This window comes from Paraburkholderia panacisoli, from assembly GCF_008369935.1.
Classification (GTDB): Bacteria; Pseudomonadota; Gammaproteobacteria; order Burkholderiales; family Burkholderiaceae; genus Paraburkholderia; species Paraburkholderia panacisoli.
This window is the reverse complement of record NZ_VTUZ01000006.1, coordinates 234158-248414: the sequence shown is the minus strand read 5'-3', so window position 1 is coordinate 248414 and position 14257 is coordinate 234158. Positions and strand designations below refer to the sequence as shown.

Annotated in this window: 13 protein-coding genes; 6 read left to right on the top strand and 7 right to left on the bottom strand. The window is 63.8% G+C overall.

Annotated features, from left to right (window positions below):
- Complete coding sequence (gene cheB / locus FVF58_RS11770) at positions 1–1017, top strand: chemotaxis response regulator protein-glutamate methylesterase (RefSeq protein ID WP_149670077.1); 1017 nt, start codon at positions 1–3, stop codon at positions 1015–1017.
- 57 nt (positions 1018–1074) lie between these two features.
- Positions 1075–2193 (top strand): diguanylate cyclase, encoded by a 1119-nt coding sequence (locus tag FVF58_RS11765; protein WP_149670076.1) that lies wholly within the window; start codon positions 1075–1077, stop codon positions 2191–2193.
- Positions 2194–2330: 137 nt separating this feature from the next.
- On the opposite strand, the gene FVF58_RS11760 is transcribed toward FVF58_RS11765, so the two are convergent.
- Entirely contained in the window at positions 2331–3140 is an 810-nt protein-coding gene (locus tag FVF58_RS11760; RefSeq protein ID WP_149670075.1) for an SDR family NAD(P)-dependent oxidoreductase, read from the bottom strand.
- A gap of 177 nt (positions 3141–3317) precedes the next feature.
- Here FVF58_RS11760 and FVF58_RS11755 point away from each other — a divergent pair, with 177 nt between their 5' ends.
- Together FVF58_RS11755 and FVF58_RS11750 are read left to right on the top strand one after the other, a co-directional pair.
- Complete coding sequence (locus FVF58_RS11755) at positions 3318–4253, top strand: GlxA family transcriptional regulator (protein ID WP_149670074.1); 936 nt, start codon at positions 3318–3320, stop codon at positions 4251–4253.
- A 74-nt stretch (positions 4254–4327) separates the two neighbouring features.
- Positions 4328–4753 carry an HIT family protein gene (locus FVF58_RS11750; protein WP_149670073.1) on the top strand — a complete coding sequence of 142 codons (426 nt, stop codon included), beginning with the start codon at positions 4328–4330 and terminating at the stop codon, positions 4751–4753.
- A gap of 210 nt (positions 4754–4963) precedes the next feature.
- Here FVF58_RS11750 and FVF58_RS11745 read toward each other — a convergent pair whose 3' ends face one another.
- Entirely contained in the window at positions 4964–5143 is a 180-nt protein-coding gene (locus FVF58_RS11745; protein ID WP_149670072.1) for a hypothetical protein, read from the bottom strand.
- A gap of 275 nt (positions 5144–5418) precedes the next feature.
- On the opposite strand from FVF58_RS11745, the gene speG reads away from it, so the two are divergent.
- Both speG and sap1 read left to right on the top strand, forming a co-directional pair.
- Complete coding sequence (speG, locus tag FVF58_RS11740; protein WP_149670071.1) at positions 5419–5961, top strand: spermidine N1-acetyltransferase; 543 nt, start codon at positions 5419–5421, stop codon at positions 5959–5961.
- A 455-nt stretch (positions 5962–6416) separates the two neighbouring features.
- Positions 6417–6755 carry a surface attachment protein Sap1 gene (gene sap1, locus FVF58_RS11735; RefSeq protein ID WP_149670070.1) on the top strand — a complete coding sequence of 113 codons (339 nt, stop codon included), beginning with the start codon at positions 6417–6419 and terminating at the stop codon, positions 6753–6755.
- Positions 6756–7045: 290 nt separating this feature from the next.
- Here the strand turns inward: sap1 and FVF58_RS11730 are convergent, their stop codons facing one another.
- The 5 genes from FVF58_RS11730 to FVF58_RS11710 all read right to left on the bottom strand — a co-directional run bounded on the left by FVF58_RS11730 (position 7046) and on the right by FVF58_RS11710 (position 14205).
- Positions 7046–8779, bottom strand: coding sequence for an IlvD/Edd family dehydratase (locus tag FVF58_RS11730; RefSeq protein ID WP_149670069.1), 1734 nt, complete (start codon positions 8777–8779; stop codon positions 7046–7048).
- Positions 8780–8819: 40 nt separating this feature from the next.
- Complete coding sequence (araH, locus tag FVF58_RS11725; protein WP_149670068.1) at positions 8820–9824, bottom strand: L-arabinose ABC transporter permease AraH; 1005 nt, start codon at positions 9822–9824, stop codon at positions 8820–8822.
- Between the two features lie 84 nt (positions 9825–9908).
- Complete coding sequence (gene araG, locus FVF58_RS11720) at positions 9909–11480, bottom strand: L-arabinose ABC transporter ATP-binding protein AraG (protein ID WP_149670067.1); 1572 nt, start codon at positions 11478–11480, stop codon at positions 9909–9911.
- Positions 11481–11582: 102 nt separating this feature from the next.
- Positions 11583–12587 (bottom strand): arabinose ABC transporter substrate-binding protein, encoded by a 1005-nt coding sequence (locus FVF58_RS11715; RefSeq protein WP_149670066.1) that lies wholly within the window; start codon positions 12585–12587, stop codon positions 11583–11585.
- 169 nt (positions 12588–12756) lie between these two features.
- Positions 12757–14205 carry an aldehyde dehydrogenase family protein gene (locus FVF58_RS11710; protein ID WP_149670065.1) on the bottom strand — a complete coding sequence of 483 codons (1449 nt, stop codon included), beginning with the start codon at positions 14203–14205 and terminating at the stop codon, positions 12757–12759.
- Positions 14206–14257: the final 52 nt, after the last annotated feature.

Genomic DNA, 14257 nt, shown 5'->3' with positions numbered 1-14257 from the left:
ATGAAGATCGGAATCGTCAACGACATGCCGCTCGCCGTCGAGGCGTTGCGGCGCGCGCTCGCGGCGCGCCGCGATTACGACGTGTTGTGGGTCGCGCAGGACGGGCAGCAGGCGGTCGACTTCTGCGCCGCGCAACGGCCCGACATCGTACTGATGGATCTCGTGATGCCGAACGTCGACGGGGTCGAAGCCACGCGCCGCATCATGGCGCGCGCGCCGTGCGCGATCCTGATCGTCACCGTCGACGTGGGCGCGAACGCGTGGCGCGTCTACGAAGCGATGGGTGCGGGCGCGCTCGACGCCGTCGATACACCGGCGCTGAACGGCCCCGACGCGCACAAGAGCATCGCCATGCTGATCGCGAAGATCGACCGCATCGGCGCGCTCATCAAGGAACGTCATGCGCCCGGCGCGGCGGCCGCCGCGGGGATCGCGCGCGTGACCAGTCGTGATACGCCGTTGGTGGCGATCGGCGCGTCGGCGGGCGGGCCAGCCGCGCTCGCCACCCTGCTCGCCGCGCTGCCGAAGGATTTCAACGCGGCAACCGTGATCGTGCAGCACGTCGACGCCGCGTTCGCGGCCGGCATGGCCGACTGGCTGAACCAGCAATCGGCGTTGCCGGTGCGTATCGCACGCGAAGGCGACCGGCCGCAAGCGGGCGTCGTGCTGCTCGCCGCCACCGACGATCATCTGCATCTGAAGCTGCCCGAGGTGCTCGGCTACACGCGGGTGCCGGAAGAAACGCCGTACCGCCCTTCCGTCGACGTGTTTTTTCACAGCGTGGTAGCACGCTGGCCGGCGCGCGCAATCGGTGTGCTGTTGACCGGCATGGGCCGCGACGGCGCAATCGGCCTCAAGGCGATGCGCACCAAGGGCTATCACACGATCGCGCAGGACGAAGCGAGCAGCGCGGTGTACGGCATGCCGAAGGCGGCAGCGGCGCTCGACGCCGCCGCCGCGATCCTGCCGTTGCCGCGCATTGCCGCCGCGTTGGCAGCGGCGGCCAGCGCCCGATAGACCACCACCAGGCCACCGACGAGCCCGATTCACTGACATTCATTCTGGCTGAACAACATGGACACCCCTAAACCGCATCAGAACGCCGCCGCGCGGAGACTCGCGGAAGACGACGCGAACCCGCAGACGCTCGTGGAGAACGCGGAAGACGCGTCCAACCTCGCCATCGACGACGCGTTAGCGCGCATCCTCGGCAATCCGCCCGCGGCGGAGTGCCCGATCATGGTGTTGCTGGTCGACGACCAGGCGATCATCGCCGAGGCGATCCGCCAGGCGCTGGCCGCCGAAGCGAGCGTCGACTTCCACTATTGCGCGTCGCCCGAAGAAGCCGTGCTGTGCGCCGAGGAAACGCGCGCGACCGTGATCCTTCAGGACCTCGTGATGCCGGGTACGGACGGCCTCACGCTGGTGCGGCAATACCGGCAGAATCCGGCCACGCGCGACATTCCGATCATCGTGCTGTCGACCAAGGAGGAGCCGCTCGTGAAAAGCGCGGCCTTCGCGGCCGGCGCGAACGACTATCTGGTGAAGCTGCCGGACCGTATCGAGCTGATCGCGCGAATCCGCTATCACTCGCGCTCGTATCTGAACCTGCTGCAGCGCGACGAGGCTTACCAGGCGCTGCGTCAATCGCAGCAGCAGTTGCTCGCGACCAACCTCGAATTGCAGCGGCTCACGCATTCGGACGGGCTGACGGGTTTGTCGAACCGGCGCTACCTCGATCAGTATCTGGCCGCCGAATGGCGTCGCGGCACGCGCGACAGAACCGCCATCGGCTTCCTGATGATCGACGTGGATAACTTCAAGGCCTACAACGACACCTACGGGCACGTCGCCGGCGACGAAGTGCTCAAGCGCGTCGCGCAAACCGTCGAATCCTGCCTGGGACGCTCGCCGGATCTCGCCGCGCGCTTCGGTGGCGAAGAGTTCGCGGTGGTGGTGCCGGGCACGTCGGCGGGCGGCTTGCGGCTGCTGGCGGAAAAAATCCGCCTCGCGATCGAGGACCTGGCGATCCTGCATTCGGGTTCCGCGACCGGCATGGTGACGATCAGCATCGGCGCGGCGACGCGCGTGCCGTCGCAGCCCGAGCCGGTGACGACGCTGATCGAAGCCGCCGATATGGGCCTGTATCGGGCCAAGCGGGATGGGAAGAATCAGGTGGCGGTGAGCGAGTGAGTGGTTTGAGCGGCGGTTGAGGTTGCGGCGCTGCAGGATAAAAAAGCGCGCGCGGCAAATATGCCGGGCGCGCTTTTTTATTGGCCGCGCGGCGGGCGTTTTCGCGTTGTCCGGCCCGCGCGCGTCCTCGCTCGCTCTCAGGCGGCCTTGGCGCGTGCATAACGCGCAGCCGGCAGCTTGTGCGACAGATTCGGCTGCAGATGCTGGCGAGCGTTGTTCAGCCGCTCCCAGTCAGCCGCATCCGGCAATGACGGGATCGTCACCAGTTCGCCCTGGTCGAAACCGGCGAGCGCGGCGTCCACCATGTCTTCGGCGGTCATCACGATCTGCGGGGGCAGATTCTCGACCGCGAGCCCCGCACGATCCCAGAACGCGGTGCTGGTGGCGCCCGGCAGCACGGCCTGCAAGCGCACGCCCTTGTCGCCCACTTCGTGATGCAGCGACTGCGTCAGGTTCAGCACATACGCCTTGGTGCCGCTGTACGTGCCGTTCAGGGTCTCGGGCGACAGCGCAACGATCGACGAAATATTGATGACGGCGCCCTGTCCCCGTTCGACAAAGCCGGGCACGGCCGCCGCCGTCAGGCGCGTGAGCGCGGTCACGTTCAGTTCGATCATCTTCTCCAGCTCGTCGACGTCCGAATCGATCAGCGAGGCCGTTGCGCCGACTCCCGCGTTGTTGACCAGCATCGTGATCGCGCGATCCGCGCGCAGCCGCTCTTCGATGCGGCGCACATCACCCTTGACGGTCAGGTCGGCAACGACGGACTCGACATGGCGCCCGGTTTCCCGCGTCAGCCGCTCGGCCAGTCCGTTCAGCCGCTGCACGTCGCGCGCGACCAGAATCAGGTCGAAGCCGCGCCGCGCGAGGCGATCCGCGTACACCGCGCCGATACCCGACGACGCCCCCGTCACCAATGCTGTCCCTTTGCTTGCTTGCGTTGCCATTTGAAGCTCTCCTTGCGGGTTCGGCGCGTCGCGCCGGTGCCCTGTCCGATGAATGGGAAGACCGTGAGTCACCGCTGCCACCTCTGTTCCGTCCGGCATGGCGGTGTTGACGAGGCAAGTCTAGGCGCGTAGTCTTTTGTCTCAAATGTCGTATTTACCTCGTTTTAGGACATCGTAATGAGGCATGTTGGCGTGGTGGTTTTTCCCGGCTTCCAGATCCTCGATATGGTCGCGGTCTCCGTATTCGAATTGGCGAATCTGGATGCCCGTCAGCCTGAGTACGAAGTTGAGGTCATCTCGGAGCATGGCGGGATGGTGCGCAGTTCGTCCGGAGTCGAGATCGCCACGCGGCCCTTCGGCGATCCGGCGTACGACACCGTGATCGTCACGGGCGCGATGCAGGTCGCGCCGTCATCGCCGGGCCTGCTGGCGTTTCTGAACGATGCGCTCACCGCCTCGCGCCGCACCGCGAGCATCTGCACCGGCGCCTTCGTGCTGGCCGAGGCCGGGATCCTCGACGGCCGCCACGCGACCACCCACTGGGCGTATGCGCGTGACCTGCAACGGCGTGTCCCCGACGCGCGGATCGATGACGATCGCATCTTCATCGTCGACGGCTCGGTCTGGACCTCGGCCGGCATGACCGCGTGCATCGACCTGTGTCTTGCGCTCGTCGAGAGTGACCTCGGCGTGGAGGTTTCGCGCGCGATCGCGAAGAAACTCGTGGTGTATCACCGGCGCGCGGGCGGACAGTCGCAGTTTTCGGCCATGCTGGACCTCGAACCGAAGTCCGATCGCATCCAGAACGCGCTGTCGTATGCGAAAAGCCATCTGCGCGAGCCGTTGACGGTCGAACAACTGGCCGACGTCGCGCACCTCAGTCCGCGCCAGTTCAGCCGCGCGTTTCGCGACGAGACCCGTCAATCGCCGGCCAAAGCGATCGAGGCATTGCGCGTAGAAGCCGCTCGTTCCATGCTGGAAGCGGGCCGTCATTCGATGGAAGCGGTCGCGGCCGAGACCGGCTTCATCGATACCGAGCGGATGCGGCGCGCTTTTCTGCGCGCCTACGGTCAGCCGCCGCAAACAATCAAGCGCGCGGCACGCGCGCTGTAACAGATGTCGTGGACAATACTGGTGATACCGCCCCATCCAACTTGAACCCTGCAACCAGCAAAGGAAACGACGCGATGACCTACGACGCCAATAATCCCTTCGCACGGATTCTGCGCGGCGAATTGCCCTGCATCAAAGTGGCCGAAACCGATGCGGCGCTGGCCTTCATGGATCTGATGCCGCAAGCCGACGGTCATCTGCTGGTCGTGCCGAAAGAAGCGGCGGCCGAGATATTCGAGTTGTCGGAAGCGTCGCTGACGGCGAGCATGCGCATGACCCAGAAACTCGCGATCGCCGTGCGCGCCGCGTTGCGCCCCGATGGCGTTTTCATCGGACAATTCAATGGCGCGGCGGCCGGACAGACCGTGCCGCACGTCCATTTTCACGTGATCCCGCGCTGGCAAGGCCAGGCGCTGAAGATGCATGCGCGCGACGTCGCCGACACGGACACGCTCGAAGCGGTGGCGCAGCGCATTCGCGCGCATTGGCGCGCCGACTGACGATGAGCGCCGGGCGTGGTCATGCGCCGTAACATGTGTAAAGCGCTTTGAAACCAGCGGCGTCTGCGGCGCGGCTAGACTGGCAATGCCTTGTAGCCTTCAAGGCATTGAGTGTGGATCTCTTTTTTAGCCTGCCGAAGCGGCAGGCTTTTTTCTTGGCGATTCGCGCGGGAGTCGCGCACCAATATTCAGCAGCGGACCCCGTGCGCTTCAAAGACGGTGCCGCGCGCGACGCAGCGGATGCCGCCAGTCAATACGCCGATGTCTCGCAGGCACGGGGCGCATGTCGTGCAGATGGCGGTGCTCCTGCCACAATTCGTCGGAAAATAGAAACGCGACGATGAGCAGCGGAATGACTAGAAAAGCGCCCAATATCAATTGCTCGAACACAGTGGCCTCCGATCGCAGGAGCATGATTTCATTGTAGAGCACCGCACGTGCCCATTCAGCCCCGCGGCGTTTTTAAAAACACGCGCACCGCGCGACGCCCTGCCGTCGCCGCTTTTCACTCTGCTTGCGTTTCGCACGCTGTTTGCAATGACGCGCTCCGAAACCGCGAAACGTTGCAAGAACTCCACTCGCCGCGCCCTGACTAACCGGAACGCGCCTGCGCACCTGCGGCAGACCCGCGCGCATTCAAACCACCGGCTTTCGAGGGGATTCCAATGACGATCGAACGCAGCAGCGAACTCACGCTGCGCCCGCTTGAACGCTCCGATCTGCGCTTCGTCCACGAAGTGAACAACAACGCGAAGATCATGCGCTACTGGTTCGAAGAGCCGTACGAAACCTTCTCCGAACTGACCCAGCTCTACGATCAGCACGTGCACGATCTCCGCGAACGGCGCTTCGTCGCGATCGACAACAGCGGCCAAACCGTCGGCGTCGTCGAACTGATCGAGTTGGACTACATCCACCGGCGCGGCGAGTTTCAGATCATCATCGCGCCCGAAGCACAGGGGCGCGGCTATGCCACCGTCGCGACATGGCTCGCGATCGACTACGCGTTCTCAGTGCTTAACCTGCGCAAGATCTATCTGATCGTCGACAAATCGAATACCGCAGCCATCCACATCTACGAGAAATGCGGCTTCAGGCATGAAGCCGAGCTGATCGAGGAATTCTTTGGCAACGGCCAGTATCACAATGCGCTGCGCATGTGCCTGTTCCAGTCGGAGTTCTTCGGGTCAGGTAAGCGGTCTGATTGAGCCCGCGATCCCGTGCGACAGCGCTTGCACGGGACGTGCCACTGGACTGCCCCGCTCACCTGGCACTGTTTAAGTCCTGCATCTGCCCCGTTACTTCGCATTTCTGATCAACCAGCTTGAATGACTTTGTGTGCAATGCACAAAGTCTCCATTTTCCTTGTATTAATTCGCTTAATTGAAGCTGCGCGTTTACGCGAGTATGTGCCGCAAAGCTTTGCTGGTTAAAGCACTGCGCGCCACATATGTTTTATTTATTCGCTTCAATGCCGTCAGTTTAAGACGCTGCTCAAGGTTTAAGCACATGCGACCGACGGTGCGACAATTCGCCGCTGTTGCGACCGCACACAAGATGTGCTTGTCGTTCTCTCGCGTTCTCCTAGAGTGTGAGTTGCGTGTTCAACGTTAAAGTTAAATACATAGCTAACCTGAACATCCGCCCCGCACTGGAGGTCAATATGAAAATACGTTTCGCCCTTGTTTTCGCCATGGCGAGTTTGGCTGCCGCGACTGTTCAGGCACAAGACGTCGTGATCAAGCCGCAGCAAACCATCCAGTTCAAGGCCAACGCGTATGGCTGTCTGTCGAAAGACAAACTCGACGCCGCCGACCAGCATGCGCAAGCCGGTGAACAGCAAAAGATGCAGGAATTCTTCTCAGGATATCAATGCGTTTCCACACCGGTGAACTCGGATTTCCGGGTCGTGCGAGTGGTCGGCCACGATGTCGAATTCGTGAATTCCGGCAATAGCGATACGCAAGGCCTCTGGGCGAACGACCGGTTTATCAAGCAATAATCTGAACGCCGGCATTCCGGCAAGCGCCGGAATGCGATTTCGCACATATAAATCCTCTGGTGATTAAAAGCCGGTGGTGCTGAACTTGTGTTTTAAATCAAGCGGCTGGGCATTTGAATGCCTTGGCCGCTTTATTTTGTCTGCACGCTTGCGAAGCTCCGGATGGAGCCAAAAGAAAAAAACCGATGCGGATTATCAATCCGCATCGGCAGTACGCCTTCTCGCAAAGCGCAGGAACAACCAGCAGAAGAAAACCAGCAGGAACCACCACTAAAACGATCACGTGTCGCTCAATGCGAATCGCGCGGCACCGGCGCGCCGCTCGATCCGACCAGAAAGTCGAGATCCGCACCCTGATCCGCTTGCAGCACGTGCTCGACGTAAAGCCTGTAATAGCCGCGTTCTGGCAGCTCGGGCGCCTGCCATGCGGCACGCCGACGCGCGAGTTCGTCGTCGCTCACATCCAGATGCAGGCGGCGTGCCGCAACGTCCAGTTCGATCATGTCGCCGGTCTGCACGAACGCGAGCGGACCGCCCGCCGCGGCTTCGGGCGACACGTGCAGAACCACCGCGCCGTAGGCCGTGCCGCTCATGCGGCCGTCGGAAATCCGCACCATGTCCGTAATACCCTTTTGCAGCACCTTTTTCGGCAGCGGCATATTGCCGACTTCCGCAAAGCCCGGATACCCCTTCGGCCCCGCACCCTTGAGCACCATCACGCAGTGCTCGTCGATGTCGAGCGACTCGTCGTCGATCCTCGCGTGCAGTTCCTCGATATTCTCGAACACCACCGCCCGACCGCGATGCCTGAGCAGCGCCGCGGTGGCCGCGGACGGCTTGATCACCGCGCCGTTCGGCGCAAGATTGCCCTTGAGCACCGCAATGCCCGCCTCCGGCTTGAACGGCTCGGCGAACGTCGTGATTACCTTCTCGTCGTGATTCGGCGCGTTGCGCACGTTGTCCCAGATCGTCTTGCCGTTCACGGTCAGCGCATCGCGATGCAGCAACCCCTGCTCGCCGAGCTGCTTCAACACTGCCGGCACACCGCCCGCATAGTAAAAGTCTTCCATCAGGTATTCACCCGACGGCTGCAGATTCACGAGACATGGCACCTTCGACCCAAGCTCCCAGTCCTCCAGCGACAACGGCACGCCGATGCGTTTGGCCAGCGCGATCAGATGCACGACCGCATTGGTCGAGCCGCCGATCGCCGCATTCGTGCGGATCGCGTTTTCAAACGCCTGCCGCGTGAGGATCCTGTCCATCGTCAGATCCTCGCGGACCATTTCGACGATGCGCCGGCCCGCGAGATGCGCGAGCACCTGGCGACGCGCATCGACGGCGGGAATCGCCGCGTTGTGCGGCAACCCCATGCCGAGCGATTCGACCATCGACGCCATCGTCGACGCGGTGCCCATCGTCATGCAGTGGCCGCGCGAGCGGTTCATGCACGACTCGGCTTCGGTGAATTCCTCTTGCGTCATCGACCCGGCGCGCACTTCCTCCGACATCTGCCACACGCCCGTGCCCGAGCCGATCTGTTTGCCGCGAAACCGGCCGTTGAGCATCGGCCCGCCCGACACCGCCAGCGACGGCAGATTGCACGAAGCCGCGCCCATCAGCAGCGCGGGCGTGGTCTTGTCGCAGCCGACCAGCAGGATCACGCCGTCCATCGGATTGCCGCGAATCGACTCCTCGACGTCCATTGACGCGAGGTTGCGAAACAGCATCGCGGTAGGCCGCAAGTTGGTCTCGCCAAGCGACATCACCGGAAACTCGAGCGGCAAGCCGCCCGCTTCGTGCACGCCTTTCTTCACGTATTCCGCCAGTTCGCGGAAATGCGCATTGCACGGCGTCAGTTCGGACCACGTATTGCAGATGCCGATCACCGGGCGTCCGTCGAATTCATCGTGGGGGATGCCCTGGTTTTTCATCCACGACCGATGGATGAAGCCGTCGCGGTCCTTCAGGCCGAACCACGCCTGACTGCGCAGCGGCTTTTTGCTCTGCTTCGAATCAGCCATGACATCTCCCTGTGGACACACCCTTCAAGCCGGACTCGCGTCAGTGCACGCGCTTGCTGCGGCGGTACTGGTCGAACAGCACCGCCAGCAGCAGAATGCCGCCGCGAATCAGGTACTGGTAGAACGTCGGCACATTAAGCAGGCTCATCGCGTCCTGCACCGAGCCCATGATCAGCACGCCGACCAGCACACCCGAAATCGTCGCGACACCGCCCGTCAGCGAAACGCCGCCGAGCACGCACGCCGAGATCACGCCGAGTTCGAGCCCGACCGAGGTTTTCGGGTCGCCGAGACTCATACGCGAGGCCAGCATCACGCCCGCGAAGCCGGTCACGAGTCCTTGCAACACGAACACTGTGATCTTGATCCGCGTGACAGGCAAGCCCGCCAGCAAGGCCGCCTCGCCGTTGCCGCCGACGGCCAGCACGTTCTTGCCGAACACGGTTTTCTTCAGCAGGAAACCGAACAGCAGGAAGCCGACGATGTTGCTCCAGATCGGAAATGAAATGCCGAGGAACGAGCCGCCGCCGAGGTCGAAGAAGCGCTCTTCGGAGATCATCACGGCGTCGCCGTTCGACGTGATGTACGCGAGGCCGCGCACGACTTCCATCATCGCGAGCGTGACGATCAGCGAGTTGATCTTGTAGCGCGCGACCAGCACGCCGTTCACGAGTCCGACCGCGCCACCCGCGAGCACGCCGGCCGCGACGCCGAACAGCACACTATGCGTCGCGGTAATCAAGGTCGAGGCGACCACACCGGCGAACGCGACGATCGACGCCACCGATAGATCCACTTCACCGAGCGCAAGAACGAACATCATGGTCACGGAGATCGAGCCGATCAGCGTGACGGAAAGCAGCAAGCCCTGGATATTGCGCGAGCTGAGAAAGTCCGGGACGGTGAACGACAGGACCGCGAACAGGATGACGAACACCATCACGATGCCGGACTTGTTGATCAAATCCCAGCTTCGCGCGGCGCGCGCGCTCAGGCCCGCTGAGGCGACGGCCGGGGTCGTGGAGTCGGTTGAAGGTGTGTTCATAATGTGTGTTTCCGTTTCAATGGCGCGATTCAGTTGCGTGCTTTCGTTGGCGTGCTTGGGTCGAGTCGGGTGAGCGGGGCGGCGTCAGCGGGGCAGCGCGAGCTTGATCAACGCATCCGGGGTGGCCTGCGTCTTCGACAGATCGCCGACGATGCGGCCTTCCTTCATCACGATCACGCGATCGGTGACACCGATCACCTCGGCCAGATCGCTCGACACGACGATGACCGTGCGGCCCGCATCAGCGAGCCCGTACAGCAGCCCGTAAATCTCGCTGCGCGCGCCGACGTCGATGCCGCGCGTGGGCTCGTCCATCAGGAACACGTCGATGTCTTCCGCGAGCCAGCGCGACAGGATCACCTTTTGCTGATTGCCGCCGGACAACGTGCCGATCGGCGTGTCGCCGTTGCGCGTCTTGATCGCGAGCTTGCCGATGAATTCCCTGGCGGTCTGTGCTTCCTTGCGGCCGTTGAGCACGTGGAAGCGGCTGAAATGACGGCGGCAACTGATGTTGAGGTTGTCCGATACCGAGGCGATCGACACGATGCCTTCCTGCTTGCGATCCTCCGGACACAGCGCCACACCAGCGCGCACGGCATCGCGCGGCGTGGCGAAGCGCACTCGTTTGCCTTTGAGCGTGATCTCGCCGGCGGCCGGTTTGACCGCGCCGTAAATCAGCTTCATCAACTCGGAACGGCCCGCGCCGACCAGCCCGAAAAAGCCGACGATTTCGCCCTTGCGCGCCGCGAACGAAGCCGGTTCGCGCAGGCCGGGTCCCATCAGGCCTTTGACGTCGAGCTGCACGTCGCCGAGTTCGCGCGAGCGGTAGCCGTACACGTCCGCGATCGAGCGGCCCACCATGCAGCTGATCAGCCGGTCGCGATCGAGTCCGTCGCCCGCTTCGAAGGTGTCGATGCGTCGGCCGTCGCGAAACACCGTGACGCGATCGCACAGCTCATACACTTCGTCCATCCGGTGCGTGACGTAGATGATCGCGCGGCCTTCGGCCTTCAATGCGCGGATGATCCGGAACAGTTGCGTGGTCTCGCGCGACGACAGCGAACTGGTGGGTTCGTCGAACGCGATCACGCGCGCGTCGCGCATCAGCGCCTTGCCGATCTCGATCATCTGCCGCTGGCCGATCGACAGATTCTTCACCTGCTGCGACGGATCGATCTTCTCGCCGAGCCGTTCCAGCTCGCGCACCGCACGCGCGACCAGCGCCTTTTCGTCCAGTACACCGAAACGATTCGGCAGCGCACCGAGCATCAGGTTTTCCGCAACGGTCAGCTCCGGCACCAGATGCAGTTCCTGATAGATGATTGCGACGCCCGCTGCGATGGCCGCTTTGGTCGTGGCGAACTGCTGCACGACGCCGTCGAGCGACAGGGTGCCCGCCGCCGGCTGATTCACGCCGGACAGCACCTTCAGCAGCGTCGATTTGCCGGCGCCGTTTTCGCCCATCAGGCCATGCACTTCGCCGCGCCGCACTTCGAGCGACACCTGGTCGAGCGCGAGCACGCCGGGAAAGCGCACGGTGATGCCGTCGAGTTGCAGATACGACGCCGCGCCGGATACGGGCGAAGAAGAAGGCGAGGGCGCTTGCGCCGACAGCGCCGCTGCGTCGCTGTGGGACTCGGTGGGTAAGGACGTCATCGAAAAAACCTCGAACGGGTGGACAACTGTGCTCACAACAGCGCGGGCCGGTCTCACGTAAGCGCGAGGCGGCCCGCCAGAACCTGCGGACTTGAATCCGGCTTAGATGCCGAGTTCTTTACGCACGTCCTGCCAGTTGCCGCGCACCATCAGCTTGCCGGTGGTCTGCGTATCGGCGGGCGGCTCTTTGCCGTCCTTGATCCACTCGATCAGGTTTTCCGTGCTCTGCTTGCCGTGGTTGGTCGAGCTCACGGCGATCGTGCCGAAGAAGCCTGTCGGTTCCTTCTTCTGGAATTCGGCGAAGGCTTCGCCCGCACCATTGATGCCGACACCGATCACGTCCGCCGCGGGAATATGCAGTTGCTCGGTCGCGCGCACGCCACCCAGAACGCTTTCCTCGTTGAGCGCGAAGATCACCCACTTCTTGATGTTCGGATGCTGCGCGAGCACCGGCGACGAGGCGTTGAAACCGCCTTCGTCATCGGTCGTCTTTTGCGGGGCGTCGAAGACGTTTTCCTTCTTGAAGCCGCCGGCTAGCAGCGATTGCGTCGCGCCGTCGGTGCGCAGCTTCGCGGTCGGCAGTTCGTAGTTCGTGATGCGCAGTGCACCGACTTCTTCAGGCTTCCAGCCGCGGCGCTTCATTTCCTCGGTGATCGCCTGGCCGACCTGGTTGCCGATCTTGAATGCGGACATGCCCAGATGCGGCACATTCGGCAGCGGCTTGCCGGTCGAGTCGACCAGTTGATCGTCGACGGTCACGAACTTCATGTTGTAGCGCTTCGCGCGCGCCTGAATCGCCGGTCCAAGGCGCACGTCGGGCGCGCAGATCACGAAGCCCTTGGCGCCTTGCGCGCCGAGGTTATCGATGGCGGCCAGCACTTTTTCGCCGTCCGGCGTGCCGATGTTGACGACCGAAAAGCCGTCCTTCTGACCGAGCGCGGTCGCGGCTTTCTGTTCGTTGATGAACCACGCCTGTTCCGGCATCTTCACGAGGAAGCCGACTTTGAGCTGCTGATCCGCATGTGCGGAAAGTTGCACGGCGAACGGCGCGGCGAGGGCGGCGGCGGCCATCGCGGTGAGGGTCAAACGGCGAAGCTTGCTGGTCATGCCTGTCTCCTGAGGTTGAAAAGCTGCATTGATGTCGTTGGTTTGCAGCAGGGCTATGCGCGGCGGCGTCAGCCGGCGCGCGAATGACGCATGGGATGCATGGCGCATCGAACTGCTGCTGCGCGATAAACGGCACGGAGTGCGCTGCAATGCGTGACGGTCATCGCGATCAGCCCGCCACGTAGGCCGTTTTGACGGCCGTCCAGAAGGCCGCGTCGGTCGCGCCGTAGGCAGACGCCTTGCGGCCGCCGCCGGGCGCGTGGTGCTCGACGGCCGTGGTGGGCAAATTGATCGTGACGAGCCCGCTCTGAACATGTCGGCGGAAATGCCGCGCGCGTTCGAGCGAGCGCGTGCAGATGCCGGCACACAGGCCATAGGCCGTGTCGTTCGCAAGATGCAGCGCGTGCTCGTAGTCGTCGGCGCGCAGCACGACCGCGAGCGGGCCGAAAATTTCCTCGCGCGCAATGCGCTGCTCGGGTTCGCCGATGAACAGCGCCGGTTCGAAAAAGTAGCCCCGTGTTGCGCGCTGCAGCGGCTGGCCGCCGCGCAACAGTTGCGCGCCTTCCTGTTGACCGATGCGCACATAGTCGAGGTTGCGCTCCAGTTGCGCAGCGTTCGCCACTGGCCCGATATCCGTGCCGCGCTTTAACGCGTGATCGACCGAGAGCTTGCCGAGCTTCGCGCGCAACGCGTCCACGAACGGCTCGAAGACCGCGCGCTCGACGATCAGACGGGCCGCCGCCGTACAGCGCTGCCCGGCCGAGCCATATGCGCCGCTCAACGCCGCGTCGACCGCGTTGTCGAGATCGGCGTCGGCCAACACCACGAACGGATTCTTGCCGCCCATCTGCAGTTGCACGCGCGCCTGGCGGGCGGCCGCGGCCTGCAACACGCGCGTGCCGGTCTCCGTCGCGCCGGTGAAGCTGATCGCCGCCACCAGCGGATGCGCGACGATCCGCGCGCCGACCTGCCGGCCGCTGCCCATCACGAGGTTGAACACGCCCGCGGGCAGGCCGGCGCGGCTGATGATCGAAGCCAGCGCCGCCGCGCAGGCCGGCGTCGATTCGGCCGGCTTGAAGACGACGCAATTGCCGTGGGCGAGCGCGGCGCCGATCTTCACGGCGGCGATCGCCAGCGGTGCGCTCCAGGGCGCGATGATGCCGATCACGCCGAGCGGCTCGCGCGTCACGTCGATTTCGACGCCGGCGCGCGCCGACGCCAGCGGCTCGACAAACGCGCGCAGCGCCTCGGCGGCGCACAGCTTGAAAATCTGGCCGGCGCGGATCGCTTCGGCAAGCGCTTCGGGCAAGGTCTTGCCGACTTCGCGCGCGAGCAGCCGGCTGAGTTCGTCGCGGCGCGCAAGCATCTCGGTGCCGATTGCATCGAGTGCATCCGCGCGACGCTGCACCGACGCCAGCGACCAGTCGCGAAACGCCGCATGCGCCGCTTCGATTGCCGTATCGGTCTGCCGCACGTCCGCGCGCACGTATTCGCCGACCGGTTCGTCCAGGTCCGACGGGTTGAACGACACCCCCGCGGTCGCGCCCGTCTCCCATCCGCCATTGATGTAATGGCGAAACGGGCTGGCAACGAGCGGAACGAGCGGATCGCGGTTCATCGACGGATGGGCGTCAAGTGGGAGTCCTGGAAAGTCAACGAATGGTATGAGC

Coding starts and splice junctions, on each gene's coding strand:
- cheB (WP_149670077.1), top strand. CDS start 1: ATGAAGATCGGAATCGTCAACGACATGCCGCTCGCCGTCGAGGCGTTG.
- FVF58_RS11765 (WP_149670076.1), top strand. CDS start 1,075: ATGGACACCCCTAAACCGCATCAGAACGCCGCCGCGCGGAGACTCGCG.
- FVF58_RS11760 (WP_149670075.1), bottom strand. CDS start 3,140: ATGGCAACGCAAGCAAGCAAAGGGACAGCATTGGTGACGGGGGCGTCG.
- FVF58_RS11755 (WP_149670074.1), top strand. CDS start 3,318: ATGAGGCATGTTGGCGTGGTGGTTTTTCCCGGCTTCCAGATCCTCGAT.
- FVF58_RS11750 (WP_149670073.1), top strand. CDS start 4,328: ATGACCTACGACGCCAATAATCCCTTCGCACGGATTCTGCGCGGCGAA.
- speG (WP_149670071.1), top strand. CDS start 5,419: ATGACGATCGAACGCAGCAGCGAACTCACGCTGCGCCCGCTTGAACGC.
- sap1 (WP_149670070.1), top strand. CDS start 6,417: ATGAAAATACGTTTCGCCCTTGTTTTCGCCATGGCGAGTTTGGCTGCC.
- FVF58_RS11730 (WP_149670069.1), bottom strand. CDS start 8,779: ATGGCTGATTCGAAGCAGAGCAAAAAGCCGCTGCGCAGTCAGGCGTGG.
- araH (WP_149670068.1), bottom strand. CDS start 9,824: ATGAACACACCTTCAACCGACTCCACGACCCCGGCCGTCGCCTCAGCG.
- araG (WP_149670067.1), bottom strand. CDS start 11,480: ATGACGTCCTTACCCACCGAGTCCCACAGCGACGCAGCGGCGCTGTCG.
- FVF58_RS11715 (WP_149670066.1), bottom strand. CDS start 12,587: ATGACCAGCAAGCTTCGCCGTTTGACCCTCACCGCGATGGCCGCCGCC.
- FVF58_RS11710 (WP_149670065.1), bottom strand. CDS start 14,205: ATGAACCGCGATCCGCTCGTTCCGCTCGTTGCCAGCCCGTTTCGCCAT.